Source organism: Nonomuraea roseola (genome assembly GCF_039535395.1).
GTDB classification, from domain to species: Bacteria; Actinomycetota; Actinomycetes; order Streptosporangiales; family Streptosporangiaceae; genus Nonomuraea; species Nonomuraea roseola.
The window spans coordinates 82,167-104,901 of sequence record NZ_BAAAXC010000015.1 but is presented as its reverse complement, the minus strand read 5'-3'; the positions used below and the strand labels follow the sequence as shown (position 1 = coordinate 104,901).

29 protein-coding genes and 1 tRNA gene are annotated in these 22,735 nt (G+C 70.2%); 17 read left to right on the top strand and 13 right to left on the bottom strand.

Annotated features, from left to right (window positions below; genetic code table 11):
* Positions 1 to 34 precede the first annotated feature (34 nt).
* Positions 35 to 1,015, bottom strand: a complete 981-nt coding sequence (locus tag ABFX55_RS23480) for a serine hydrolase domain-containing protein (protein WP_346124315.1) — start codon at positions 1,013 to 1,015, stop codon at positions 35 to 37.
* A gap of 111 nt (positions 1,016 to 1,126) precedes the next feature.
* Here ABFX55_RS23480 and ABFX55_RS23475 point away from each other — a divergent pair, with 111 nt between their 5' ends.
* From ABFX55_RS23475 to ABFX55_RS23465, 3 genes are all read left to right on the top strand, one after another.
* The gene (locus tag ABFX55_RS23475) at positions 1,127 to 1,783 is read left to right on the top strand and encodes a hypothetical protein (RefSeq protein ID WP_346124313.1); all 657 of its coding nucleotides are present in this window, start codon (positions 1,127 to 1,129) and stop codon (positions 1,781 to 1,783) included.
* Positions 1,780 to 2,436: a helix-turn-helix transcriptional regulator gene (locus ABFX55_RS23470; protein WP_346124311.1), complete on the top strand. Its 657-nt coding sequence runs from the start codon at positions 1,780 to 1,782 to the stop codon at positions 2,434 to 2,436. Before ABFX55_RS23475 ends, ABFX55_RS23470 begins: the two co-directional genes overlap by 4 nt.
* A gap of 92 nt (positions 2,437 to 2,528) precedes the next feature.
* Positions 2,529 to 2,909, top strand: coding sequence for a hypothetical protein (locus tag ABFX55_RS23465; protein ID WP_346124310.1), 381 nt, complete (start codon positions 2,529 to 2,531; stop codon positions 2,907 to 2,909).
* Here ABFX55_RS23465 and ABFX55_RS23460 read toward each other — a convergent pair.
* Entirely contained in the window at positions 2,885 to 3,379 is a 495-nt protein-coding gene (locus ABFX55_RS23460; protein WP_346124308.1) for a 2-thiouracil desulfurase family protein, read from the bottom strand. The two genes, ABFX55_RS23465 and ABFX55_RS23460, sit on opposite strands and share 25 nt — an antisense overlap.
* Before the next feature lie 153 nt (positions 3,380 to 3,532).
* Between ABFX55_RS23460 and ABFX55_RS23455 the strand changes: the two genes are divergently transcribed.
* The 9 genes from ABFX55_RS23455 (at position 3,533) to ABFX55_RS23415 (ending at position 9,701) form a co-directional block, all read left to right on the top strand.
* Positions 3,533 to 3,895, top strand: a complete 363-nt coding sequence (locus ABFX55_RS23455; protein ID WP_346124306.1) for a hypothetical protein — start codon at positions 3,533 to 3,535, stop codon at positions 3,893 to 3,895.
* The gene (locus ABFX55_RS23450; RefSeq protein WP_346124304.1) at positions 3,892 to 4,275 is read left to right on the top strand and encodes a hypothetical protein; all 384 of its coding nucleotides are present in this window, start codon (positions 3,892 to 3,894) and stop codon (positions 4,273 to 4,275) included. The genes ABFX55_RS23455 and ABFX55_RS23450 overlap by 4 nt, the downstream gene beginning before the upstream one ends.
* Before the next feature lie 31 nt (positions 4,276 to 4,306).
* Positions 4,307 to 4,939 (top strand): SRPBCC family protein, encoded by a 633-nt coding sequence (locus ABFX55_RS23445; RefSeq protein ID WP_346124303.1) that lies wholly within the window; start codon positions 4,307 to 4,309, stop codon positions 4,937 to 4,939.
* 187 nt (positions 4,940 to 5,126) lie between these two features.
* Positions 5,127 to 6,374 (top strand): CynX/NimT family MFS transporter, encoded by a 1,248-nt coding sequence (locus ABFX55_RS23440; protein ID WP_346124301.1) that lies wholly within the window; start codon positions 5,127 to 5,129, stop codon positions 6,372 to 6,374.
* Positions 6,371 to 7,201: an alanyl-tRNA editing protein gene (locus ABFX55_RS23435; protein WP_346124299.1), complete on the top strand. Its 831-nt coding sequence runs from the start codon at positions 6,371 to 6,373 to the stop codon at positions 7,199 to 7,201. Before ABFX55_RS23440 ends, ABFX55_RS23435 begins: the two co-directional genes overlap by 4 nt.
* A gap of 18 nt (positions 7,202 to 7,219) precedes the next feature.
* Positions 7,220 to 8,392: an amidohydrolase gene (locus ABFX55_RS23430; RefSeq protein WP_346124297.1), complete on the top strand. Its 1,173-nt coding sequence runs from the start codon at positions 7,220 to 7,222 to the stop codon at positions 8,390 to 8,392.
* 77 nt (positions 8,393 to 8,469) lie between these two features.
* The gene (locus ABFX55_RS23425) at positions 8,470 to 8,685 is read left to right on the top strand and encodes a helix-turn-helix domain-containing protein (protein WP_346124295.1); all 216 of its coding nucleotides are present in this window, start codon (positions 8,470 to 8,472) and stop codon (positions 8,683 to 8,685) included.
* Positions 8,686 to 8,687: 2 nt separating this feature from the next.
* On the top strand, positions 8,688 to 9,215 hold the full coding sequence (locus tag ABFX55_RS23420; protein WP_346124293.1) for a Clp protease N-terminal domain-containing protein: 528 nt from the start codon (positions 8,688 to 8,690) through the stop codon (positions 9,213 to 9,215).
* 57 nt (positions 9,216 to 9,272) lie between these two features.
* Positions 9,273 to 9,701 (top strand): DNA-binding protein, encoded by a 429-nt coding sequence (locus tag ABFX55_RS23415; RefSeq protein WP_346124291.1) that lies wholly within the window; start codon positions 9,273 to 9,275, stop codon positions 9,699 to 9,701.
* On the opposite strand, the gene ABFX55_RS23410 is transcribed toward ABFX55_RS23415, so the two are convergent.
* The 5 genes from ABFX55_RS23410 to ABFX55_RS23390 all read right to left on the bottom strand — a co-directional run bounded on the left by ABFX55_RS23410 (position 9,702) and on the right by ABFX55_RS23390 (position 13,937).
* Positions 9,702 to 10,310, bottom strand: coding sequence for a hypothetical protein (locus ABFX55_RS23410; RefSeq protein WP_346124289.1), 609 nt, complete (start codon positions 10,308 to 10,310; stop codon positions 9,702 to 9,704).
* Positions 10,311 to 10,481: 171 nt separating this feature from the next.
* Positions 10,482 to 10,844 (bottom strand): cupin domain-containing protein, encoded by a 363-nt coding sequence (locus ABFX55_RS23405; RefSeq protein ID WP_346124287.1) that lies wholly within the window; start codon positions 10,842 to 10,844, stop codon positions 10,482 to 10,484.
* Between the two features lie 76 nt (positions 10,845 to 10,920).
* On the bottom strand, positions 10,921 to 11,685 hold the full coding sequence (locus ABFX55_RS23400; protein ID WP_346124285.1) for an N-acetylmuramoyl-L-alanine amidase: 765 nt from the start codon (positions 11,683 to 11,685) through the stop codon (positions 10,921 to 10,923).
* Between the two features lie 72 nt (positions 11,686 to 11,757).
* On the bottom strand, positions 11,758 to 12,621 hold the full coding sequence (locus ABFX55_RS23395) for an SDR family oxidoreductase (RefSeq protein ID WP_346124284.1): 864 nt from the start codon (positions 12,619 to 12,621) through the stop codon (positions 11,758 to 11,760).
* Between the two features lie 86 nt (positions 12,622 to 12,707).
* A complete protein-coding gene (locus ABFX55_RS23390) occupies positions 12,708 to 13,937 on the bottom strand; it encodes a right-handed parallel beta-helix repeat-containing protein (protein ID WP_346124282.1) in 1,230 nt (409 codons plus the stop codon).
* Between the two features lie 189 nt (positions 13,938 to 14,126).
* On the opposite strand from ABFX55_RS23390, the gene ABFX55_RS23385 reads away from it, so the two are divergent.
* Positions 14,127 to 15,056, top strand: coding sequence for a DUF8094 domain-containing protein (locus ABFX55_RS23385; RefSeq protein WP_346124280.1), 930 nt, complete (start codon positions 14,127 to 14,129; stop codon positions 15,054 to 15,056).
* Positions 15,057 to 15,061: 5 nt separating this feature from the next.
* Here the strand turns inward: ABFX55_RS23385 and ABFX55_RS23380 are convergent, their stop codons facing one another.
* Positions 15,062 to 15,961: an RNA polymerase sigma-70 factor gene (locus ABFX55_RS23380; RefSeq protein ID WP_346124278.1), complete on the bottom strand. Its 900-nt coding sequence runs from the start codon at positions 15,959 to 15,961 to the stop codon at positions 15,062 to 15,064.
* 69 nt (positions 15,962 to 16,030) lie between these two features.
* On the opposite strand from ABFX55_RS23380, the gene ABFX55_RS23375 reads away from it, so the two are divergent.
* Positions 16,031 to 16,103 (top strand) — tRNA-Ala (locus ABFX55_RS23375).
* A gap of 293 nt (positions 16,104 to 16,396) precedes the next feature.
* Positions 16,397 to 16,651 (top strand): GntR family transcriptional regulator, encoded by a 255-nt coding sequence (locus ABFX55_RS23370; protein ID WP_346124276.1) that lies wholly within the window; start codon positions 16,397 to 16,399, stop codon positions 16,649 to 16,651.
* A 273-nt stretch (positions 16,652 to 16,924) separates the two neighbouring features.
* Here the strand turns inward: ABFX55_RS23370 and ABFX55_RS23365 are convergent, their stop codons facing one another.
* Positions 16,925 to 17,443 (bottom strand): GNAT family N-acetyltransferase, encoded by a 519-nt coding sequence (locus tag ABFX55_RS23365; protein WP_346124274.1) that lies wholly within the window; start codon positions 17,441 to 17,443, stop codon positions 16,925 to 16,927.
* A gap of 175 nt (positions 17,444 to 17,618) precedes the next feature.
* Positions 17,619 to 18,014: a hypothetical protein gene (locus ABFX55_RS23360; RefSeq protein ID WP_346124272.1), complete on the bottom strand. Its 396-nt coding sequence runs from the start codon at positions 18,012 to 18,014 to the stop codon at positions 17,619 to 17,621.
* A 314-nt stretch (positions 18,015 to 18,328) separates the two neighbouring features.
* Between ABFX55_RS23360 and ABFX55_RS23355 the strand changes: the two genes are divergently transcribed.
* The gene (locus ABFX55_RS23355) at positions 18,329 to 18,802 is read left to right on the top strand and encodes a GNAT family N-acetyltransferase (RefSeq protein ID WP_346124270.1); all 474 of its coding nucleotides are present in this window, start codon (positions 18,329 to 18,331) and stop codon (positions 18,800 to 18,802) included.
* 263 nt (positions 18,803 to 19,065) lie between these two features.
* On the opposite strand, the gene ABFX55_RS23350 is transcribed toward ABFX55_RS23355, so the two are convergent.
* From ABFX55_RS23350 to ABFX55_RS23340, 3 genes are all read right to left on the bottom strand, one after another.
* Entirely contained in the window at positions 19,066 to 20,277 is a 1,212-nt protein-coding gene (locus tag ABFX55_RS23350; RefSeq protein ID WP_346124268.1) for a glycosyltransferase, read from the bottom strand.
* 7 nt (positions 20,278 to 20,284) lie between these two features.
* Positions 20,285 to 20,980 carry a class I SAM-dependent methyltransferase gene (locus ABFX55_RS23345; RefSeq protein ID WP_346124266.1) on the bottom strand — a complete coding sequence of 232 codons (696 nt, stop codon included), beginning with the start codon at positions 20,978 to 20,980 and terminating at the stop codon, positions 20,285 to 20,287.
* Between the two features lie 91 nt (positions 20,981 to 21,071).
* Positions 21,072 to 21,794 (bottom strand): hypothetical protein, encoded by a 723-nt coding sequence (locus ABFX55_RS23340; RefSeq protein WP_346124264.1) that lies wholly within the window; start codon positions 21,792 to 21,794, stop codon positions 21,072 to 21,074.
* 134 nt (positions 21,795 to 21,928) lie between these two features.
* Between ABFX55_RS23340 and ABFX55_RS23335 the strand changes: the two genes are divergently transcribed.
* The gene (locus ABFX55_RS23335) at positions 21,929 to 22,717 is read left to right on the top strand and encodes an LLM class flavin-dependent oxidoreductase (protein WP_346124262.1); all 789 of its coding nucleotides are present in this window, start codon (positions 21,929 to 21,931) and stop codon (positions 22,715 to 22,717) included.
* Positions 22,718 to 22,735 lie beyond the last annotated feature (18 nt).

Genomic DNA, 22,735 nt, shown 5'->3' with positions numbered 1-22,735 from the left:
CCGCTGCCCCCGCGCCCGCGTTTGACACCGGTGATCAGGCCTCGGTGCGCGCCTCGAGCAGCGCGTCGAGGACGGCCTGGGGCGCACGCCAGCTGTCGGGGTCGTCGTAGCGGCCCGCCGTCATCGCGACGACGAGGCCCAGCTCCGGATAGAGGACGAGCCGCTGGCCGCCGTTGCCGTTGGCGGACAGCGTCGGCGGGCGACCGGTGCCCAGCCACCACTGGTAGCCGTAGGCCGAGCCCTCGCCCAGCTCCACGCGCGGGCGCAGCGCCTGCTCCAGCCACGAGGAGGGGATGACCCCCGCGCCGCCCTCCAGGACGGCCTGCCCGAGCAGGGCCAGGTCGCGGGGCGTCATCCGCAGCCCCGCGGCGGCCGAGTGCACCCCGTCGTCGCCCGCCATCCACTCGAAGTGGGTGATGCCCAGCGGTTCGAACAGCCGCCTGCGCGCGAACTCGGGCAGCGGCTCGCCCGCGCCCTTGACCACGAGCCTGGCCAGGATGGCCGAGCTGCCTCCGTTGTAGTTCCAGCTCTCGCCAGGTTCGGCGACGATCGGCCGGTCCAGCACGAACCTGTGCCGGTCGGAGGCCATCTCCATCGCGATCTCGCTGTTCTCGGGCGTGGTGTAGGGCAGATCCTCCCTCCACTCCAGGCCGAGCGTCATCGTCAGCGCGTGCTCGACTCTCAGCGCCGCCCTGCGCGGGTCGGCCGCCAGGTCGGGATATTCGGGGAAGTGCGCGAGCAGCGGCTCGTGCGGCTCGGGCACCAGGCCGTCGGCCAGGGCGATGCCGTACAGGAGGCTGACCACGCTCTTGGTCACCGACCTCAGGTCGTGCAGCGTGTCGGGGCCGAAGTCGACCACGCCGTGGGAGATCTCCCACGAGTGGTCCTCGCCCTCGCCGTAGTGCTCGAGGACCAGACTGCCGTCCTTCGTGATCACCAGACCGTGCAGCTCGGCGGCGGGGGCCTTCAGACGGTCGGCGAGATCGGGGGCGAAGCCCGCCTCGTGAGGGTTCATCGTGCGCATTCCTCCAGCAGTACGTCGTGACACGGTGTGAGAGTCAAGCCCCTGCTGCGGGAATCCGCAACGCGCTTCTCTGCCGGCCCGGCGCCTGGACATGATCGGCGCATGCCGAACATCGTCGTCAACCGCAGGCGCGCCCTGCTGGCCGGGCTGGCCACAGTGGGAGCGGGCGTCATGGGAGTGAACGTCATGGGCGGGACCGCCGCCGCCGACCCCTACGTGACCCGCGAGCCGCTCCTGGCAGGAGCCAATCCGTTCGTGACCCTGTACGAGGAGGGGCGGCCCACCGGTTACGCCTCGGTGTGGCGGGTCGACTGGTCGCGGTACGGCTCGGGCGCCGCGCTCGTGGTGTGGACGCCCGGCGGGCTGCGCCTGATCGGCGACGAGCCCCGGCTCGCCCGCTGGATCGAGGAGCACTTCGTGCGGCACTTCGACGAGGCGAAGGCGCTGCCGTCGTGGCCCGCCGTACGCGTGGAGCGGGCCGCCGTGCACATCAGGATCGATCCCCTCAGAGGCGCCTTCGCGGGGGCAGGCGACCTCACGGTCAGGATCGGCGACCCTCTCGACGCCAGGCCCGTCGGTATCGCCGACTTCCCGATCCAGGGGGTGAGTCACGGCCTGTCCATGCAGCTCGTACCGTGCCGCAGCGCCTCGATCACGGTCGGCGGCGTGGCCGTGCCGGGGGCTCCCGCCGTCACGTGGAACGAGGGCAGGCCGTCCTCGTCCGCGGTCACCACTGTCCACGAGGCGTGGAGCATGTGACGGCGCGTGTGACAATGGGCGCCGTGCTCGCTCCAGGCAGGGTGGAAGGGCCGCAGGTGCGGCGGGTGCCCTCGCGGCTGGTGGCGGCCAGGGGCCGCGAGCTGCTCTCCAGGGCGCGTCGCGAGAACCTGGGGATGTACGCCTCGATGAGCGTGGACGAGGAGGCGGTACGGCGCGCGCTGCCCGCCGCCAGAGAGCGCCACCTGCGCGGGGTCCTCCTCCGCACGCTCGCGCCGGTAGGGGCCGCGACGCCGCGCGTGGACGCCGCCGACCTGGCGGTGATCGACGGCGACCACCGGCGTGCCGCGACGCTGCCGATCTCGCTCAACATCGTCGACCGCCGCGTTGCCCTGCTCCCCGCCGACCCCGCCGACCCCGATGGCGACCATCTGGAGGTCTGGGCGCCCGCGCTGGTGGCGGGGCTGCTGGCGATGTTCGAGCGGCACTGGACGGTCGCCGCGCCCGCCGAGCTGAGCGCGAGGGAGCGCGCGGTGGTCGAACTCCTGGCCGAGGGGTGCACCGACGCCGTCGTGGCCCGCCGTCTCGGCGTCAGCGAGCGCACCGTCACCGCCACGGTGCGGGTCCTGCTCGACAGGTACGGCGCGCGCAGCCGCTTCCAACTGGCCCTCGCGCTGGCGGGGCGGACCTGGTGAAGGCGCGGAGGCCCCCGCTACGCCCGGCGGTGTAGCCGCGATGTCCTCGCGGGGCGGATTCGCCCGGCGCCCGATGTTGCGACCGTGGGGCTGTGAACACTCTCAGGAAGAGCCTCGGCGCGCTCGCCATCGTCTACGCCCTCAGCTTCTACCTCGGGGCGCTCCTGCACACCGGCTTCGCCATCGGGCCCGTCACCGAGCCCGTGGTCGTGCCCGCCGTGATCGTCGAGACCGTCTGCGGCAGCGCCCTGCTCGCCGGCGCGTACGGCGCCCTCGCCGGCAGGCCGTGGGCGTGGGCCGGTCTGCGGCTCGGCCCCGCCATCGCCCTGGGCGGCGTGCTGCTCGGCATCGTCGCCATCACCTTCGGCGGCGGGCAGTCCACCCCGCTCAACGACTGGTACCACCGGATCATCGCGACCCTGCTCGCGCTGAGCCTGGGCGGCGCCCTCTACGCCTCGAGGGCGCGCAGGTAGGCGCCCGCCTCGGCGACGTGCTCCTCGGTGAAGACCCTGATGCCGTGCAGCTCCAGCAGGCTCGTCGTGACGCCCTGCCCGGGGGTCCTGTGCCCGCGGAAGGTGCCGTCGTAGATGGACAGCGCGCCGCACGACGGGCTGCCCTCCTTGAGGACGGCCAGCTTGATGTCGAAGGAGGTGGCGACGGCGAGGGCGGCCTGCGCCCCCGCCATGAAGGCGCCGGTGACGTCCTCGCCCTCGGTGGTCAGCACGCGGGCGGCCCCTGCGAGCACGGCGGCGCCGCCCGCGCCGCCCTCGATCTCGGCGGCGGGGCGCGGCGTCGGCAGTCCGCCCTCGACCTCGGGGCAGAAGGGGACCAGCCTGCCCTGCTCCCGCCACTCGGCGAGCAGGGCGTCGCGGCTGGTCTTCGCGCCCCCGTCGTAACGGACACGGCGCCCCATCAGGCAGGCGCTGACCAGGATGCGTTCCACTCCGTCAATCGTATGCCCGCGACTGCTGACGCGTGGTCGCGGCGGGTATCGCGCCCGGGGTCGAGGGTGCGGGCTGCCCGACTTCGAGCAGGGGCCGGTTCGGCTGCTGGACGGTATCGGGACCGGGGTGGGCGCGCGATAGCCTGTCCCGCGATGAACACCACCCTGGCGACCTGCGTGATCGTCGCCGCGCTGCTGCTGACCCTCGTGAGCCTGATCGTCGCCATCCGCGACAGGGCGATGGGCATGGTCCTGCTGATCGGCTTCGCCGTCCTGGAGGTGGCGCTGCTGGCGCAGGCGGGCGTGGCGATCGCGACCGTGGCGGGCGGCGAGGGGCCGCAGGAGAAGGCCACGCTCTTCGGCTATCTCGCCGGCACCGTGCTGATCCCGCCCGCGGGCGTCTTCCTCGCCCTGGCCGAGCGGAGCAGGTGGGGGTCGGCGATCCTGGTCGTGGCCGGCTTCGCGGTCGCGGTGATGACGGGCCGCCTGCTGCAGATCTGGCAGGGCGTCGCATGACGGACGGCACCGGCATCGGCACGGGCCCTGGGCGGGCGCTGCTCGCCCTCTACGGCCTGTTCGCGCTGGCCGCCGGGGCTCGGGCGACCGTGCAGATCCTCACCAGGTTCGGCGAGGCGCCGCTGGCCTACTCCCTGTCCGCCTTCGCCGCCGCCGTCTACGTCGTGCTGACCGTCGCGCTGGCCCGTGGCGCGCGCCGTCTGGCGCTGTGGGCGCTCGGCATCGAGCTGGCGGGTGTGCTGGTGATCGGCACGGCCAGTCTGCTCGCGCCGTCGGCCTTCCCTGACGACACAGTGTGGTCCACCTACGGCAAGGGCTACCTGTTCATCCCGCTGGTCCTGCCGCTCGTCGGTCTCTACTGGCTGTGGCGCAGGCGTTAGCCGTCCGCCTGAATGGGCAGCTCATCTCTCCATGAGCACCATCGAACATTCCGTTGACGTCAGGGTCCCGGTCCGCGTCGCATATGACCAGTGGACACAGTTCGAAAGCTTCCCTCAGTTCATGGAGGGCGTGGAGTCGGTCAAGCAGCTGACCGACACCCGCACCCAGTGGCTGGTGGACATCGCGGGGGTGACCCGCGAGTTCGAGGCCGAGATCACCGAGCAGCACCCGGACGAGCGCATCGCCTGGCGTTCGGTGGACTCGCCGCACCAGGCCGGAGTGGTGACCTTCCACCGGCTCGACGACGCCACGACCAGGGTCACGCTGCAGATGGACTATGACCCTCAGGGGTTCATCGAGACCGTCGGTGACTGGCTCCAGATCGTCCGCGCGCGGGTGCGCGGCGACCTCGAGCGCTTCAAGGACTTCATCGAGTCCCGCGGCACGGAGACCGGCGCGTGGCGGGGCGACGTGCCGGGCAAGCACCAGCGGGGCTCGGGCGCCCCGGGCACCGGAGGCTTCGACCAGCCGATGCCGCCCGGCACCGTCGGCAACGACTTCCCTCCGCAGTCGCCGCTCCCGCCTCCCGGCCCCGGTCCGGTTCCGCCCGCCGGTCGCCGTCCCGGCGAGGAGCCGCCGCCCGCGCCGGGTCCGATCCTGTAACGGCCGGCGAAAGCCGCTGTTCGAGCGAGGAGCCGCGGCGCCCTCCCGCCCCGGCCCTCGCCAGCCCCCGTCCCTCAGGGACGGGGGCTTCTTCGTGTCCCCAGGAATAAACAGGTGTTTCACTCCTGTTACGCTGGTGACTCATCAAGTCATCCCATGATTCCACGACTGGAGGATTCGGTCCGGCATGAGCGTGCTCACCCAAGAGACCAGAGGCGGCAGAAGCGGCTCGTTGGCCTGGCTCCTCGTGCTGGGAATCATCCTGGCGGCGCTCAACCTGCGGACCGCGGTCACCAGCGTCGGGCCCCTGCTCGACCAGCTGTCGGCCGGTCTCGGCATGTCGAATGTGGGCACCGGACTCCTCACCACCCTACCCGTCCTGGCCTTCGCCACGGTCGGTGCCATCACCCCGAGCCTGGCCCGCCGCCTCGGTGAGCACCGCCTCCTGCTGCTGGCCCTGGTCACGCTCGGCGCCGGCCTGGTGATCAGGGCGTCGGTCAACTCCGCCCCCGTGTTCCTGCTGAGCAGCGCCGTCGCGCTGTCCGGCGGCGCCGTCGGCAACGTGCTCATCCCGACCCTGATCAAGCGGCACTTCCCGGCCAGGGCCGGGGTCATGACCACCGTCTACACCACGGCGCTCGCCGTGGGCACCATGCTGGCCGCCTCCGCCACCGTCCCCATCGAGCGCGCCGCCGACGGCAACTGGCATATCGCGCTCGGGGTCTGGGCGGCTCTCGCGGCAGTCGCCGCCATTCCGTGGCTTGCGCTTCTGCGCAGTGAGCCGGAGCGGGACAACAGCAGGTCCGAGGCCACGCCGCGCACCCTGGTGCGCAGCAAGCTGGCGTGGGCGGTGGCCGTCTACTTCGGCACCCAGTCGATGATCGCCTACATCATGTTCGGCTGGCTGGCCAAGATCCTCACCGACGGCGGCTACACCACGAGCCAGGCGGGCGTGATCCTCGGCGTCTTCACCGCGCTGAGCATCCCCGTCTCGCTGGTGCTGCCCTCGCTGGCCACCCGCTTTCGCGACCAGCGCCCCGTCGTGGCAGGGCTGGTGGCCTTCTACGTGGTCGGCTTCCTCGGCCTGTGGTTCGCGCCGTCCTCCACCGCGTGGGTCTGGGTGCTGTTCGTGGGCGTGGGCATGGGCTCCTTCCCGCTCGCGCTCACCATGCTGGCGCTGCGCACCCGCACCGCCGCCACCACCGCCGCGCTCTCGGCCTTCGGCCAGAGCGTCGGCTACCTGATCGCGGGCGCGGGGCCGCTGCTGGTCGGCGTGCTGTACGAGACGACGGGCGGCTGGCACGTGCCGTACGTGATGATGCTCGCCGTCATCGGTGTGCAGCTGGTCACCGGCTGGTACGCCGGCGGCAACCGCTACCTCGAGGACGAGGGCTCGCAGGCCGAGGTGGAAGGTCCTGAGAAGATAGCAGTGTGAGATCCACTGTTGTCACTTTCCCAGAAGGCCAGGTCAACGGCCGTTCGGAGATCGTCGGGTCCGTGCCGCTGGGGGTACGGCACGGCCTCGTCACGGCTGAGACGCCGTTCCATCCGCTCGACCACACCTGGCCCGACCAGCCCGCCGATCGTGGCACGATCGGCGGGCTCGCCGTTGTCGACTGCGTGACGGGCGCGCGGTCGGCCGGGGGCGAGATCCTCCTCGGCCAGGACATCCCCGCCAGGCGCGGAGACGAGGGCTGGGACTGGCTCGTCGTGCACGTGGCCGACGCGCCGCTCGAGATCGGCGCGACCGTCGAACTGGCCGTCGACGAGGCCTACCGGCAGTCGCTGTCGGCCGGGCACACCGGCTGCCACCTGGCGGCGCTGGCGCTCAACGCCGCACTGGCCGACCGCTGGCGCAAGGAGGTCAGGACCGACGCCCTCGGCCATCCCGACTTCGACCAGAGCGCCATCACCAGCTCCCGCATCACGCCCCACGCGAGTGTCGACGAGTACCGGCTCGGCAAGTCGCTGCGCAAGAAGGGCTTCTCCGCTGAGGGCCTCGACCTCGGCGACGTCGCGGGACGGGTCAACGACCTGCTCAAGGCGTGGGTCGCGGCCGACGCGCCGGTGTGGATCGACGTCCCAGGGCCCGAGCTGACCGCCCGCCGCACCTGGCACTGCGCGCTGCCCGACGGCGAGGTGTCGATCCCGTGTGGCGGCACGCACGTGGAGCGCACCTCGCGGCTCGGCGCGATGAACGTGACGCTCACGCTCTCGGAGGACGGCTCCCAGCTCACCATGCACACCGCCGTGGGTCAATAGTGGTATACCATTAGGTGTATGACGACTGAGCTGCTGCTTCGCGACGCCAATCTCTGGGGCGCGGGACCCGCCGACGTGTTGATCAGGTCGGGCCGCATCGCGGAGATCGGGCACGGACTCCGGTCCTGCGAGGTGGAGGAGCTGGGCGGCAAGCTGGTCATCCCCGGACTCGTCGACGGCCACGCCCACATCGACAAGACGATGTGGGGTGGGCCGTGGGCGTCGCACGCCTCCGCGCCCGGCCTCATGGGCAAGATCCGGGGAGGGCAGGAGCGCCGTCCCGAGCTCGGCATCCCCAGCGCCGACTACATCTCCGCGCTCCTGGAGAACATGATCACCCTGGGCACCACCCACGTGCGCACCCACGTGGACGTCGACACGGTCATGGGTCTCGACGCGGTGGACGCCGTCCGCGAGGCGTTCGCGCGGCACGAGGGGCGCGTCACCGGCCAGCTGGTCGCCTTTCCCCAGGCGGGCCTGCTCATCGCCCCTGGCACCGACAAGCTGCTGGAGGAGGCGCTCAGGCAGGGCGTCGACCTGATCGGCGGCCTCGACCCCGCGGGGCTCGAGAACGACGCGGTCAAGCACCTCGACATCGTGTTCGGGCTGGCCGAGAGGTACGGCGTCGGCGTCGACATCCACCTGCACGACCGCGGGTCGCTCGGCGAGTGGCAGTACCGCCTCATCATCGAGCGCACCAGGGCCCTTGGCCTGCGGGGCAAGGTCACCGTCAGTCATGGCTTCGCGCTCAGCGACGCCGCGCCTGCCGTACGGGCCGAGCTGCTGGAAGGGCTGGCGGAGGCGGGCATCACCATCGCCTCCATCGCGCCTCCCGGCCGGGCGATGCCGCTGAAGGAGCTCGCGGCCGCGGGCGTGGCGATGACGCTGGGCAACGACGGCGTGCGCGACCTGTGGAGCCCGTACGGCACGGGGTGCATGCTCGACCGCGCGCTGCTTCAGGCGCAGCAGACCGGCCCTCTCGACGAGGACATCGAGCTCGCGCTCCACGCGGCGACCTACGGAGGCGCCCGCGTCACGGGCCTGGCCGACTACGGCCTGGCGGTGGGCGACGTCGCCGACCTGGTGGTCGTCGACGCCCGCAACGCCGCCGAGGCGGTGTGCGTGCGCCCTGTCCGCTCGCTGGTGCTCAAGGCGGGCCGCGTCGTCGCCCGCGAGGGCTCCCTCGTCTGACCGCGACCGGGATCCTCGGCACGATTCTCGTCAGCATGTGTTGACAAGCACCCGCTTGTCAGCTCATGCTGACAGGCATGAGAGTCACCGAGCTGGCCGAGGCGGCGGGAGACCGGGATCCGGGAGTGGGGCTGGCCGCGGTGGCGGCGCTGCGCGGCCTGCTGGAGGAGCTCGAGGCCGTTCACGTCACCAACGCACGGGCCCAGGGCTGGTCGTGGGAGCAGATCGCCGACGCGCTGGGCGTCAGGCGGCAGTCCGCACACCGCAAGCACGCCCGCAGGACCGGGAGGTAACCATGTTCGACAGATTCACCGACCCCGCCCGCCGCGCCGTGATGCGCGCGGGCATCCTGACGATGAACGCGGGCCGCACCTCGCTCGCCACCGACCTGCTGCTGCTCGGGCTGGCCGAGGAGCACCCGATGCCCCACCTGCCCGACCCGGCGGCCCTGCGGCCGCACATCGACACCGGCCGCACCCGTGAACTGCTCGCCGCGATCGGCATCGACGTCGAGGAGGTACGCCGGCGCACCCGCCAGGGCCTCGACGACCCGCGCCTGTGGCGGCTGGAGCGCTCGCGGGTCGCCTTCCTGCGGGTGACCCTGTCAGGACCCATGGGCGTCCTCCCGCTGCAGATGCACGCCAGGAAGGTGATCGAGGTCGCCCTGTGGAAGCCGGGTCCCGTGACGGGGGAGCGGCTGCTGTGGGGCCTGCTCGCCGACGCTGCCAACGGCAGCGCGGGAATCCTGCGCGAGGCGGGCGCCGACGTGCGCGAACTCGTGCGGGTGGCCGGGATCCCCGTCCACCGCGCCACCTCAAAATGAACAAGTTGTTCACATCGAAACGTTGACAACGATCGGTGTCGGCGACATGCTGGGCGCATGGATCCCTTCACACCTCCCGACCCCGGCCGGATGCGGGCGCATCGTGAGTACGCCTCGCTCCTGCGCATCACCGAGCGGCATGCCGCCACCGAGGCCCAGCGTTCCCGTCAGGCGCACGCCGACATCCTCGGCCCGCATGAGGCGGTCAGGCTCGTGTCGCTGCTCGCGGGCGGCGGCGCGCAGCACGAGGAGGCCGAGGAGAAGGTGGACGACGCCGACATCGTCGCCGCCCTCACCCTCATTCCGTCGGCACGCGCCGAGATGGACCAGCTGGAGTCGGCGCTCCTTCTGATGGCACGAGGGCGCGGGCTCACCTGGCAGGACATCGCCTTCGGGCTCGGCCTCGGCACCCCCCAGGCCGCGAGGCAGCGCTACGAGAGGCTGACCAGCCGCCTGGCCGTCGAACCGGGTGCGGACACGCCCTGATCAGCGGGCGGAGAGCAGCCAGGGGTCGCGGAGGTCGTAGTAGACCAGGTCGCCCTCGTACAGCGACATCTCCTCCTCGAAGAGCGCCTTGAGCTCGGGAGGCGGCTGCCTGCGCTCGCCCTCCCTGGCCGACTCCTCGGAGGTGAAGTAGATCGCCTGGGTGAAGGAGCCCTCGCCCCACAGCGCCGCGACGCCGCCGAGGACGTCGGAGCGGAAGTCGGTGAACTGCGACTCGTACAGGTCGTTGAGCTCGCGCATCCGCTGCACGTCCCGCACCCTGCCCTCGATGACCTGCACGAACCCGGCGTCGTCCGACCCTCCGCCCAGGAACGGCAGCACCTCGGGGCAGTCGTGGAAGACGACCTCGCCGCTGAGCAGCTTCGAGGTCTCCCTCCACCACTCGCCCTGCTCGGGCCGCTCGCTGTTGGCCCGCGCGGCCTGCTCGGACTCGAAGCGGGCCAGGTTGACGAACGTCCCGTCGTCGGTGACACCCGCGGTGGTGCCGAGCCACCCCGTCGCGCCGCCGGACAGCTCCTCGACCCATCGGTCCAGCGCGGCACGCAGCCCGCTCACGTCGGTGGCACCTGCTCGCATGACCTGGATGAACATGATGACGTCCTCCCCCCTCATCGCTCCCGGTGATTCGAGGCTACGGGGACGTCTCCATGGGGTCGAGCTGCGGAGATCCACAGGTAGGACAAGCAATGGCAAACGTCGGTGGCGGTTCGGGCGGCCCGGCACGGAGGCGAGGGCCTAGCCGCCGACGGGCGCGGCCGGCCGCTATTCGGCCTGCGACCTGGCATAGTCGGCGGCGCCGCCCGCGAAGTCGTAGATCACGGCCTGCTCGTCCCCGACCACCCAGGCGTCGTGGCCTGGCTGGCAGACGAAGATGTCGCCGGGGCCGACCTCGGCCTCGGAGCCGTCGTTCATCCTGATGCGCAGCCTGCCCGAGACGACGAAGCCGTTGTGGTAGACCTCGCACGAGTCGGTGCCCGCGATGGGTTTGACCGACTCGGACCAGCGCCACCCGGGCTCGAACGTGGCCACCCCGAAGGTCAGGCCGCTGAGGTTGCACACCTCGAGGTGGCCGTTCGGGAAGTCGCGGCGCTCGTCCGGCTTGTCGATGCTCTTGACCTCGATCATGACGTCCCCTTCCTTCGCCTCCAGTCTTACACCGGGGATTGACCCCAACAAGAGGCTGAGCTGGGAGAACGCCGGTTCAGCGACCGCCGAGATACTTGCCGACCCCGGCCGCGAGGGAGGCGGCGATGCGCTCGCGGAAGGCGGGATCGGACAGCTTGGCGGCGTCGCCGCCGTTGCCCATGTTGCCGCACTCGACGAACACGGCGGGACGGGTCGACAGGTTGAGCCCGCCCAGGTCGGTGCGGGTGTCGAGACCCTCCTTGCCGATGTAGGTCGCGTACGGCAGGCCCGTGCCCTCCCTGTAGGCGTCCCGGACGGCGAGCCCGAGCCGCCTCGACGGATCGATGATCGCGTCGTTGTGCCCCTGCACCAGGCCGGGAAGGATCACGTGGAAGCCGTGCCCGTCGGCGCCCGCGCCGTCGGCGTGGACCGACACCACCGCGTCCGCCTCCGCCTTGTTGGCGGTGGCCGCCCTCTCGGTGATGCACGGTCCCACGCCCTTGTCGTCGGGCCTGGTCAGCACCACCTTGGCGCCCATCTTCTCCAATATCGGCGTGAGCCTGCGGGCGACGTCCCAGGTGAACGCGTGCTCGGTGTACCCGGCGCGGGTCTGCGTCCCCGTGGTGTTGCACGGCTTGCGCTGGGTGATGATGTCGACGAGCTTGTTGATCTCTTCGGGGTGCGAGGCGTTGCCCCCGTTGTGGCCGGGGTCGATCGCGACCACCTTCCCCGCCAGCGGCGGGGCGGGCGCGTGATGCTGTTGTGCGGAAGTGGGCGCGCCGCCGCACGCGGTGGACAGCGCCACCAGTGCGGCGAGCGTCACCGCTTTGTCGGCGCGCATGATTCGTACCGTACCGGCTTGACCTGCGCGTTCTGGTCTGACGGGCCTCTCGATTGCGTAGATCCCGCCCTGTCAGCCGGGGAGGGTCTCGCCGCCGACGGGGGCCAGGATCTCGCCGGTGTAGTACGACGACAGCCGGTCGGCGGCGAAGAAGACGTAGGACGGCGCGATCTCGTCCGGGTCGGCCGCCCGCTTCATCGGGGCCTGCTGTCCGAAGGACTCCACCCTCTCCTGAGGCATCGTCGCGGGGATCAGCGGCGTCCAGACCGGCCCCGGAGCGACCGCGTTGACCCTGATGCCCTTCTCGACGAGGTTCTGCGCCATGGAGTAGGTGAAGGCGTTGATGGCGCCCTTGGTCGCGGCGTAGTCGATCAGCGTCTTGTTGCCGCGCAGGCCGTTGATGGAGGAGGTGTTGACGATCGCGCTGCCCTCGCGCAGGTGCGGCAGCGCCGCCTTGGTGACGCGGAAGTAGCTGTGGATGTTCACCGCGAACGTGCGCTCCCACTGTTCGTCGGTCAGCTCCTCGAGCGAGTCGACAGGCGCCTGGTAGGCCACGTTGTTCACCACGACGTCGAGGCCGCCGAGCTCGGCCACCGCCTGCTCGACCACCGCGACGCAGTGGTCGGCGTCCTGCAGGTCGCCTGGCAGCAGCACGCACCGCCGCCCCTCGGCCTCCACCAGCTTCCTGGTGTGGTTGGCGTCCTCGTGCTCGCTGAGGTAGGCGATCGCGACGTCGGCACCCTCCTTCGCGAACGCGACGGCGACGGCTCGCCCGATCCCCGAGTCGCCTCCTGTGATCAGCGTTCTCTTGTCGCGCAGCAGGCCCCTGCCCTCGTAGCCGCGCATCTCGTCGCGCGGCTCGGGCGACATCTCCCCGCTCTTCCCCGGGTACGGCTGGCTCTGCGCGGGTGGTGTGGCATTCGCTTCTTCTGGCATGACCTGCGCGTGCCCAGCACGGAGCCGGCCTAACGGCATGGAATTCCCATGTGTTCGACAGGCGGCCGGCGCCGCGTTGAGCCGGGTCAGTAACTCCTGCGCAGCCTCACGCCTGGGCCGATTCTGCGAGGGGTGCCGACGTTGTCGACGAGGTTGGCGGTGGAGACGACGGACATCGCCTCGCCCTCGCCGTCGCCCTTGGTGAACAGCAGGCCCGTCTCCCGCTTCGTGCCGTGCCCGAGGATGGTGTTGCCCGTCACCGCGGCGTGCCCCGTGCCGTAGTTGACGCCGTCCAGGGCCAGGTAGACGAAGTCGACGTCAGCGGGAAGCGGCCCGGCGGTGGTGTCGCGCCTGCGCTCGGGCGGCGCCGCCCTCAGCTTCCACGCCTTGGTCAGCTCCTGCAGCCCGTTCGGCGGCGGCAGGAACTTGTGGATCCTGTTGGCAGTGATGGTGGTGTTGGCCTCGCCCTGCAGGTCGCAGCGGATGCCGTAGTAGGTCTCGTTCGCCTTGCTCTCCGCGCCGAAGTCCTCGATGTAGTTGTTGTGGATCGAGGTGCCGAAGCAGCGATGGGCGTCGATGGCGTGCTTGGGCGTCGCGTACAGGTGGAGGTCGCTGAAGGTCCACCCCGCGGCGTTGTCGCTCTGGATGGCGTGCGTGCCGCTGAAGCCGATCCACGAGCGCTGGAAGGTCCAGTCGGTGACGGAGTTGCCGGGGTCGACCACCCTGAGGCCCGCCTCCACCGCGCCCGCGATGTAGACGTCGCTGATGACGCTGTTCACCATCGTGTTGCGCAGCATGACGCCGTCCTTCGACGGGTTGCTGATGCGGATGCCGTCGGACGGCGCGCCGTACACGTCGATGTCGTAGATCCTGGCGTTCCACGAGCGCAGCATCAGAGCGACGGTGCCGGTGTTGGCGTCGCGGTTGCCGTCGATGGTGAGGCGCTCGACGCGGAGCGTGTCGTCGCTCGTGTCGAAGTTCTTGACCCACCCCTCGGAGGCCAGCAGTGCGGGCAGGTTGGCGCCGTCGGCCTGCTTGATGACCGTCCCCGCCTTGGAGTCGCCGCGGAAGGTGCGGCGGCCCGGCAGGCTGATCGTCGCGTTGACCAGGCAGGGGCCCTTGACGACGATCTCGTCCCCGTCCTTGGAGGAGTCGATCGCGGCCTGGAGTGTCTTCGCGTCGTCGAGCGTGTTGGCGCAGGTGGCCTCCACCCTGGCGGCCGAGGCCGTCCCCATGGGCATGAGGATCGTGACGCCGGTGGCCGCCACCGCCAGGGCGGCGGCGCCTACAACGAATCGGCTTCTTAACTGCGGCATGTGATGCCCCCTTCGTGACCGAGTCAGATGACAGGGGGCACGAACCCAGCGGGATCCCCGTGTCCCGCATGCCCCCGTGATGATCAGCCTGGCACGCTCCGAGGCCGGTACCGCCTGGAACCCGGTAAATGGTCCGGTACGGTGTCCTTCGTTGTCATTTGTCGTAGTTCTGCGAAGGGGATCGGGCACATGCGTAAGGCGTCGCTCGCCGCCGTCCTGACTGTGAGCCTCGCCGGGTGCACGGTCGTGCCGAGCATCGTCGCCCAGCGGGCCGCCGCGCCGGCCTCCACCTCTCCCGCGCCCTCGGCCTCACCGTCGTCGTCCTCGCCGTCCCCCGCATCCTCCACTCCCGCGCCGAGCCCCACTCCCTCGCCCGCCCGGCTGACCGTCCAGGAGGCCAGGCAGGCCGCGGCCGGCTGGCTGGCCGAGCACAACAAGACCGTCAAGGACCGCGACTGGTGGGACGACGACGACAAGAGGGACACGCTGTTCGCCGACGGCATGCGGCACGAGATCGTGCTCGACAAGGGCCACGTGGAGGACGGCCAGAAGAACAAGGCGCGCAAGCCGATCAGGCTGACCGGCAGGCAGACCTACTACGTGCCGAGCGAGCAGCCCGAGGGCGTCGAGTGGTTCCTCCTCCACGCCACCTACCAGGGCCAGGACCGCGCGCACATCCTGGCCTTCTCGCGGCTGAAGGGCGAGTCCTTCAAGCTGGCCGCCAAGACCCCGCTGCACTACGGCCAGCGGATACCCGCGCCGAAGCTGGACGCCGACGGCTACGTCACCGCCGCCCCGATCGGCACGGGCACGACCATCGCGCAGGAGTACAGGACCTTCTGGAACTACTCCTCCAACAAGAAGGCGGGAAGGAGCGGCTACCGGCTGGCCAAGGACAACTACAGCCGCCGCGCCTTCGCTCGGGTCTCCAAGGGCATGTACGCCGGCTACCAGTCCTTCACCCGCCCGTACGGCTTCCGCACCACGGACGGCGGCTCCTTCTACGTCTTCAGCCTCCTCAACAACCCGCAGTCGATCACGCAGGTTCTGACCCTGGGCGCGTTCGTGCGGGGCGGCAGCAAGTTGATCCAGGAGATCGCCGGCGACTGGTACGCCTAGGCCGCTCAGGCCTCCGGATGGAGATGGGCCATCTTCTCCGGATTGGCGATGAGGTAGATCGTGTCGATCCTGCCGTCCACGACCACCAGCGAGATCACCGTCACCACCCGGCCCCCGGTGCTGATCACGGCCGCGGGCCCGCCGTTGACGGAGACCACATCGAAGGCCAGGTCGGCGTAGTCCTCCACGCCGATCGAGCCCATGAACTTGTGGATGTCGCTCGGCGAGGCGGTCGAGGTGAGAAAGCGGCCGACCTTCATCTGGCCCACCAGCACCCTGAGGGGCGCCCTGGCCTTGCCGCCGCCGTCCCCGACCAGCGTCACGCCGTCGGACAGCAGCGCCATGAGCCCCTCGAGATCCCCGCTCGTCGCGGCGTTGATGAACCGCTCGGTGATCTCCCTGCGCCGCACCCTGTCGGCGTCGAACCTGGGCCGGCCTTCCTGCACGTGCTCCCTGGCGCGCCTGGCCAACTGCCTGGTGGCCGCCTCCGACCTGCCGATCACCTCGGCGATCTCGGAGAACGGCAGGTCGAACGCCTCACGCAGCACGAACACCGCCCGCTCGAGCGGCGACAGCCTCTCCATCACCACCAGCAGCGCCAGCTCCACCGAGTCGGAGAGCTCGGCCCGCTCGGCCACGTCGGGCGTCGTGACGATCGGCTCGGGCAACCACGGACCCACGTACGACTCCCGCCGGGACTGCGCCCACCGCAACCGGTCGATCGCCAGGCGGGAGGTGACCCTGATGAGGTACGCCTTGGGGTCGGCGACGCTCTCGTGCTCGACCCCCGACCAGCGCAGCCAGGCCTCCTGCACGACGTCCTCGGCGTCGGCCGCGCTGCCGAGAATCCGGTAGGCGACACCGACCAGCAGGCGCCGGTGCTCATGGAAAATCTCCGTAGTCATGCCCTGAGAGTGGCACATGCTTCGATTCGTGGTCAGCGGCGGATTCGGCTACACTAACCAACGTTGCACGGGGCTATAGCGCAGCTGGTAGCGCACCTCCATGGCATGGAGGGGGTCAGGAGTTCGAGTCTCCTTAGCTCCACTAGCGGCACTCGAACACAGCTCGTCCAGGGCGGTGGCGAGTAGCGGCCGAAGTGCTTGTAACGGCGGTGTCAATGATGACACCGCCGTTCTTGCGTTCTCCGGCCCGGTGACGTCGAGGAGCGGGGCGATCGGCCCTGCAGGGTCGTCGGGGCTGACGCGGGGTGTGCTGTCGTGCTCGTCCGCGTCGTGGTAGAGCCGACGGAAGAACGCTTGGTTGAGCAGACGGCGGAGAAATGGTCTTCTTGGGCGTCGATCTTGGCGAGGCGTCCGTAGGATGCCTATCGTGCTCAGGTGATCATTTGGAAGCCGAGTATCCCCAGATGGAAGCAGCTCTACGAGATTCTCGCGGAGCGCATCAGGACGGGTGAGTACACCCCAGGTGATCGCATGCCCTCAGTCATGGCTCTCATGGACGAGTTCGGGCTTGCCGTGGCCACGACACAGAAGGCCGTGGCCAAGCTGCGCGAAGACGGCTTGATCTACACCGAACCGGGACTGGGTTCTTTCGTGGCCAAGCGAGACGGGGAAGCTTCCGACCAGCGATAGCTGACAGGGAGCTCCATGCTTCGTTAGTCGGAGTGTTGGTCGCGCGATCTCGACTCAGCAGACGGGCAACGGACACAAGACCTTTTCCGGCGGGGCATCCGACTCCAGAATGATCGCGGCCTGCAGGCGCTGGGTCCGCAGGTGGCGGGCTGAGTCCTGGTTCCCGTCTGCCGACCCCCCGGTGGTGTCCGTCGCCCTCCGCAGACGTCCGGCCGTCACCGGAAAACCAGCGGTAGAAGGAAAGGAGCTGTTTGCGAGAGAAGCTACGCGAGCTCAGAGCGGCAGCGTGTAGTGGACCTCTTCCACGGGCGGGAAGGGAGGAGGAAGGGGCTGGGTACGGCCGGACGAAATGAAGCCGAAGCGCTCGTAGAAGTGTCGGGCCTGGGCGTTGCCGGCCGCGACCCACAGGCCGATCTTCTCGTGGCCGTCGGCGCGGAGCTGCTTCACGGCGGCCGTCATGAGTGCGTGGCCGAGACCGTTGGACTGCTTCTCAGGCAGCACGTAGAGGGCGAACACATGACCGCCGCCGATCTCCTCGTCACGGCAACGGCCGAAGTTGATGAAACCGACGACCTTGCCGCCGATCTCACCCACCAGAAACGGGGTGCGCCCTTCGGCCAGCGCGTTTGCGAGCCCTTCCTTCATACCTGCCACCGCATCCGGCTCGACCTTGAGCGCGTCGAGATACTCATCGGGCATTATCCCGCGATAAGCGACCTTCCAGGTGGTCACACGCACGCATTCTCTGGCTTCGACGTCCTCGGGCACGCCTGGGCGGATTTCATGTGTCATGCGGACATGATGCCTGCCTGTCAGGCCGTGATCATTCGAATATCGGAGCTTCTCCTCCCCGGGTTCCGGCGAGCGGTTGGGGTGCACTCCGGGCTTCCTGCGCTGACCTGAGAAGCGGTCGAGATCGCGGCGACCGTACCAGGGCGTGTATCGGAAGTGGATCGTTCAGGTCAGCTCAGTAGGTGAGGTGCCGCCGAACGAAGGGCGCCGTGCCCAGAACAAGTGCGGTGAAGGCGATCAGTCGCTGGAGGCCAGGCTGAGTGGCGAGGCTGCTGTGCTGGATGCCATAGGTCGCGTACCAGTTGGCGGCGAGGTCGGTCGTCAAGATGGCGCAGGTGAGGTCTGTCCCTCGGCGCTTGCCGCTGATCAGAAGCACAGCTGCGAGCGGGTCGAGGAGCGCCAGCGAGGACCAGTAGAGGTTGAGCCACCTCGGTGCCCAGTCGTAAGCCTGGAGGCCGTGGTGAAGAAGGTCGGTGACATGCGCTACGGCGCCAACGAGGAGCAGGCCGGCCGCAATGGCGCACACCACTATCACCACCCAGAGTGGGGTGCGGTGCATCCAAGCGATCACGTCACGGATCGTCTCAGCCGCTGGTGTGTCCCGTCAGGCAGTCTGCCGAGGGATTGGCCGTCGAGCAAGGCCAGAAGCCGATGTCGATCGTGATCACAGCCGGGTAGCGCGGGGACTCTAGACCGACTACCGCGAGCGCCACACGGTGGAGTGCGCCATCAACCGCCTCAAGAGACATCAGGCGGTGGCCACCCGCTACGAGAAGCTCGCCGTCCGTCATGAAGCCACCGTCCTGGTCGCGGACATCAACGAATGGCTGTGACCAGGACGGAAATCAGTTCACCCCACTGCGGTACAACTGGGAAACTCGCCCCATGACCACAGACTTCACCGTGCGCCCGGCCCAACCCGCCGATGCGCGCCGCTTGGCCGAACTGCGCTGGAAGTTCAAGGAAGAGGACCATGAGGGTCGGCCACCAGCGCCGATTCGCCCCTTGGAACAGGCCGGGCAATGGATCCACGACCGGCTCAGCGACGGCCGGTGGCTGGCCTGGGTCGTGGAGACCGGAAGCGACATCTGCGGTCACGTCTTCCTCTGTCTGGTGGAGAGGATGCCGGATCCGTACAGCGACAACACCCCGATCGGCTACGTGACGAACTTCTACATCACGCCGCCGCACCGGAATCAGGGTGCTGGCTCGGCACTGCTTGAGGCGCTGAACCAGCACTGCCGCCGCACGGGCTTCGACACTCTCATCGCCTGGCCCTCCGAGCGCAGCAGCCCCCTCTGGAAGCGCTCCGGCTTCCAGCCCCCGGACGAACTGCTGGAACTTCCACTCGACGTCTGAAGAAATCCACGTTCGACACACGTCCTGGAAGTCCTGAAGAGCGCGGCGCAGGTCCTCCACCTGCGGCGCGGTGTTCGAGTAAGCGGTCATCAGGTCCACCGATCACAATCGCCTTCACCCGTCTGGTGGGTGGGGGCGATTGTCGTTTCGGGGGTCGGTGGCCTACTCCCGGAGGGAGGCGGGGTGGCCCTGAGGCTCTTCGCCGGCGGAGCCAGGGCGTGTGCGAACGTCTGCAGGGAAGCTGAGCCGCCCGTCGAGGGAGGTCACCGTGAGCGGAAGACCCAGCGGTCGAGCAGGGTGAAACGGATCACCGTCACCCCGATCGACGCCCCCACCAGCGCCAGCCCCTCCAGCCAGCGGACACCCGCGCCCACGACCACGACGGCGGTGGTGGTGACGGCGAAGTTGAGCAGGAACAGCAGCCCCGCCCTCGCGTGGACGACCGCCCTTCTGCTCGCGCCTCTGTTGAACGTCCATCGCCTGTTCGCCTCGGTGTTGACGACCGCGGTGGCCGCCAGCGCGAACAGATTGGCCACCTCGGCCGCCAGGCCGGCGCGCAGCAGCAGGTAGAGGCCGGCGTGCACCACCGTGGAGGCGAGCCCCACCAGCCCGAACGCGACCACCTTGCGCAGGACCTCGGCCCTCGGCCCGTCCGCCGAAGGCCCAGGACGCGCGGGCGCGAGCCCGGGCACGTGCGGGATCTCCACGGTGGCCGCTCCGGAGGAGATCGCCCTCGACACCCTGACCAGCCCGCGCAGGTCGCTCAGGGCGGTCCGCCAGAGATCGACCTTGGAGTCGGTGTCCTCCACCCAGTCCACCGCCACCTCGCGCACCCGCGCGCCGTTGTGCTCGGCGATCAGCAGCATCTCGGTGTCGAAGAACCACTCGTCGTCGGCGACCCTGGCGAGGATCGGGCGGATCACCTCCGCCCTCGCCGCCTTGAACCCGCAGGCGGAGTCGGTGAACCCGGCCCTGAACCCCACCCTGAGGAGGCTGTTGTAGGCCCTGGAGATGACCTCCCTGCGGAAGCTGCGCCTGATGCGCGCGCCGCCGAGCAGCCTGCTGCCGATGGCCACCTCGCAGTGGCCCGAGGCCACCGCCATGACCATCGGGAGCAGCGCGTGCAGCCCCGTGGACAGGTCCACGTCCATGAAGGCGACCACGTCGGCGCCGCTCGCCGTCCAGCCGGCCTTCACCGCCGCGCCCTTGCCCCGCTGGTCCAGCCGCATGACGGCCACGCCGTCCAGGCGGCGCGAGAGGTCGGTGGCCAGCTCCCACGTGCGGTCCGTGCTGCCGTTGTCGACGACGGTGATCCGCCAGGGCAGCGGGAAGGACTCCCTGAGGAAGCGGTGCACCGTCTCCACGCACCCGGGCAGCGCGCGCTCCTCGTTCAGCACGGGGATGATGATGTCGACGGTGACGGTCCTGGTGGCGCTGTCGGGGACGAAGGGAACCCCCTCGACGGCGGCGGTCACGGTCGCCTCATCGGCGCCGGGCGCGCGCCATCAGCGACACGCCCGGCAGAGACGAGACGGGAAGGAAGCGCTCGGCCATCACGACGGCCGACAGCGCCAGGTTCACAGGGCCGGGCAGCTCCTCCAGGTCACAACCGGTCGCCTTGCGCCTGCGGATCGCGGCCACCGGCCTGAGCAGGACGTTCCAGCTCCACAGCCGCTCGATCACCAGCCCCGCGCCCTCGATCAGGAGGTGGAGCTCCTCGCGGGTGTAGCGGCGGTGATGGCCGAGCGCCACGTCGTGCGCCGACCACAGCCGCATGTCGCACGGCACGGCGACGAAGGCGGTGCCGCCTGGCTTGAGCACCCTGGCGATCTCGGCCGCCGCCGCCTTGTCGTCGTCGATGTGCTCGAGCACGTCGAGCGCGGTGACCAGGTCGAACTCCGCGTCGTCCAGGGGCAGGCAGCGCAGGTCGGCCTTGATGGCCTCGAGCCCGCGCTGCCTGGCGTAGGCGACGGCGGTGTCGGAGAAGTCGGCGGCCAGGGCGCTCCAGCCGTAGCGCCTGAAGACCCTGGTGTTGCCGCCGCCCGCCGCGCCGACATCGAGGGCGCGCCCGGGACGGCCGATGCGGCGCAGCTCGCGGGCGAGGATGGCGCGCCGCTCCCTGTACCACCAGTGGCGGTCCTCCAACTCGACCGCGCGCTGGATCTCGGTGGCGTCCATGGCTCTCCCTGGTGCGACTGTCACGACGAAACCTCGTCCGTGTCCAGGAGCATCCTGACGGCTCGGCGCGGCGCAGGCCAGGGGGCGCGGCTCAGGACCTCGACAGTGTGAGAAGTCCGTCCATCAGCCGCCGCCTGTCGTCCTGACCCAGCAGCGCGTACGGCTCGGCCGCCCGCCGGTTGGTCTCCCGCTCGACCTTCTCCCACACCGGCCCCTCGCGCAACAGGGAGATCTCCCTCGCGGACAGCCCCTCCGCCTGCCAGGCCGCCGCGTGCGCGTCGGCCCGGTGATAGCGGAAGGCGGCGAGCCTGTTGAACAGCGCGACTCCGGCCGAGACCCCCTCGGGCTCGTACGGCGGCGCCATCGCCTCCAGCGCCCCGCCTCGCACCCGTTCCGCCGTCTCCAGCAGCCGCCCGACCAGCTCGCCGACCTCCCCGACCAGCTCGTCACGGCCGCCCCACAGCTTCGCGGTGGCCTGCTCGTGCAGCGTGTACAGCCCTTCGACGAAGGCCAGCGTGACCGGCGTCGCGTGGAGCCCGCCGTGCTCGTCCTCGCGCAGCGTTCCCTGCGAGAAGTGGTCGGCCACCTCGGCGTCGCGTTCGGCGGCTGTGCCGTACCTGTAGACGGCGGCGAGACCCGCCCTGGTCAGCGGGCGCAGCGGGAGCACGTACCGCTGGTCGATGAGGAAGCCGGGCCGCAGCCCCGAGCGCCGCACGTACTCCACCCCCGCCTGGCGTCCGGCGGCGTGGACGTCGATGTGCACGGCGTCGATCACCGGAGCGATGGACGCCGCGAAGGCCGCGATGTCATACATGGTCGGTCATTATGCCGATCGTTCGGGATACCGCAGCGTCGATCGTGGAGGCACTCGGCTCCTCCCACAGGAGTACCCACACCAGCAACCCCAGGGTGATGCCCGGCCCTCGGCCTCCGGGAGATCGTGGACGCATGACCACACGCCCCTTCAGATTCGGCGTCGTCGCGGGGAACGCGCCAGGCGGTGAGGCCTGGACGACCCTGGCGCGCCGCGCCGAGCGGCTCGGCTACGCCACGCTGCTGATTCCCGACACGCTCGGCACGCTCGCGCCGTTTCCCGCGCTGGCGGCCGCCGCCGCCGTCACCACGACGCTCCGCCTCGGCACGTACGTGCTCAGCGCGCCCAACCGCACCCCGGGCCAGGTCGCGTGGGAGGCCAACACGCTGCGCACGCTCTCCGACGGCCGTTTCGAGCTGGGGCTCGGAGCGGGCCGTCCCGGCGCGGAGGCCGACACCTCCAGGCTCGGGCTCCTGCACGGCACGCCCTCCGAGCGCGTCTCCCGCCTGGCCGAGACCATCGACGCCGTGGAGGGGGTGCCGATCCTCATCGCCGCCGCGGGGCCACGGGTGCTCCGCCTGGCCGCGCTGAAGGCCGACATCGTCACCCTCGCCATGCCCGTCCAGGCGAGCGAGGACCAGCTGGCCGCCAAGCTGGACGAGCTCTACGAGCTGGCCGGCGACAGGTTCCCCCAGCTGGAGATCAACGCCAATCTGGCCGCCGTCGGCGAGGACCTGCCGCCCTGGCTGCTGCGGCGGATCGGCGGCGAGCCCCGTGGCACCGGCATCCTGACCGGCTCGGTCGAGGAGATGGCCGAGACGCTGCGCAAGCGCAGGGACCGGCTCGGCGTCTCCTACGTCTCGATCAACGCCGACTACATGGAGGCGTTCGCGCCGGTGGTGGAAAGGCTCACCGGTACCTGACACAAGATGGCAGGTACG

Excerpts from the sequence above, each read along its gene's own strand:
- ABFX55_RS23440 (WP_346124301.1), top strand. The coding sequence starts at position 5,127 with ATGAGCGTGCTCACCCAAGAGACCAGAGGCGGCAGAAGCGGCTCGTTG.
- ABFX55_RS23355 (WP_346124270.1), top strand. The coding sequence starts at position 18,329 with ATGACCACAGACTTCACCGTGCGCCCGGCCCAACCCGCCGATGCGCGC.
- ABFX55_RS23345 (WP_346124266.1), bottom strand. The coding sequence starts at position 20,980 with ATGGACGCCACCGAGATCCAGCGCGCGGTCGAGTTGGAGGACCGCCAC.
- ABFX55_RS23410 (WP_346124289.1), bottom strand. The coding sequence starts at position 10,310 with ATGTTCATCCAGGTCATGCGAGCAGGTGCCACCGACGTGAGCGGGCTG.
- ABFX55_RS23400 (WP_346124285.1), bottom strand. The coding sequence starts at position 11,685 with ATGCGCGCCGACAAAGCGGTGACGCTCGCCGCACTGGTGGCGCTGTCC.
- ABFX55_RS23430 (WP_346124297.1), top strand. The coding sequence starts at position 7,220 with ATGACGACTGAGCTGCTGCTTCGCGACGCCAATCTCTGGGGCGCGGGA.
- ABFX55_RS23385 (WP_346124280.1), top strand. The coding sequence starts at position 14,127 with ATGCGTAAGGCGTCGCTCGCCGCCGTCCTGACTGTGAGCCTCGCCGGG.
- ABFX55_RS23380 (WP_346124278.1), bottom strand. The coding sequence starts at position 15,961 with ATGACTACGGAGATTTTCCATGAGCACCGGCGCCTGCTGGTCGGTGTC.
- ABFX55_RS23450 (WP_346124304.1), top strand. The coding sequence starts at position 3,892 with ATGACGGACGGCACCGGCATCGGCACGGGCCCTGGGCGGGCGCTGCTC.
- ABFX55_RS23475 (WP_346124313.1), top strand. The coding sequence starts at position 1,127 with ATGCCGAACATCGTCGTCAACCGCAGGCGCGCCCTGCTGGCCGGGCTG.
- ABFX55_RS23445 (WP_346124303.1), top strand. The coding sequence starts at position 4,307 with ATGAGCACCATCGAACATTCCGTTGACGTCAGGGTCCCGGTCCGCGTC.
- ABFX55_RS23390 (WP_346124282.1), bottom strand. The coding sequence starts at position 13,937 with ATGCCGCAGTTAAGAAGCCGATTCGTTGTAGGCGCCGCCGCCCTGGCG.
- ABFX55_RS23395 (WP_346124284.1), bottom strand. The coding sequence starts at position 12,621 with ATGCCAGAAGAAGCGAATGCCACACCACCCGCGCAGAGCCAGCCGTAC.
- ABFX55_RS23425 (WP_346124295.1), top strand. The coding sequence starts at position 8,470 with ATGAGAGTCACCGAGCTGGCCGAGGCGGCGGGAGACCGGGATCCGGGA.
- ABFX55_RS23340 (WP_346124264.1), bottom strand. The coding sequence starts at position 21,794 with ATGTATGACATCGCGGCCTTCGCGGCGTCCATCGCTCCGGTGATCGAC.
- ABFX55_RS23420 (WP_346124293.1), top strand. The coding sequence starts at position 8,688 with ATGTTCGACAGATTCACCGACCCCGCCCGCCGCGCCGTGATGCGCGCG.
- ABFX55_RS23415 (WP_346124291.1), top strand. The coding sequence starts at position 9,273 with ATGGATCCCTTCACACCTCCCGACCCCGGCCGGATGCGGGCGCATCGT.
- ABFX55_RS23405 (WP_346124287.1), bottom strand. The coding sequence starts at position 10,844 with ATGATCGAGGTCAAGAGCATCGACAAGCCGGACGAGCGCCGCGACTTC.
- ABFX55_RS23480 (WP_346124315.1), bottom strand. The coding sequence starts at position 1,015 with ATGAACCCTCACGAGGCGGGCTTCGCCCCCGATCTCGCCGACCGTCTG.
- ABFX55_RS23365 (WP_346124274.1), bottom strand. The coding sequence starts at position 17,443 with ATGACACATGAAATCCGCCCAGGCGTGCCCGAGGACGTCGAAGCCAGA.
- ABFX55_RS23455 (WP_346124306.1), top strand. The coding sequence starts at position 3,533 with ATGAACACCACCCTGGCGACCTGCGTGATCGTCGCCGCGCTGCTGCTG.
- ABFX55_RS23335 (WP_346124262.1), top strand. The coding sequence starts at position 21,929 with ATGACCACACGCCCCTTCAGATTCGGCGTCGTCGCGGGGAACGCGCCA.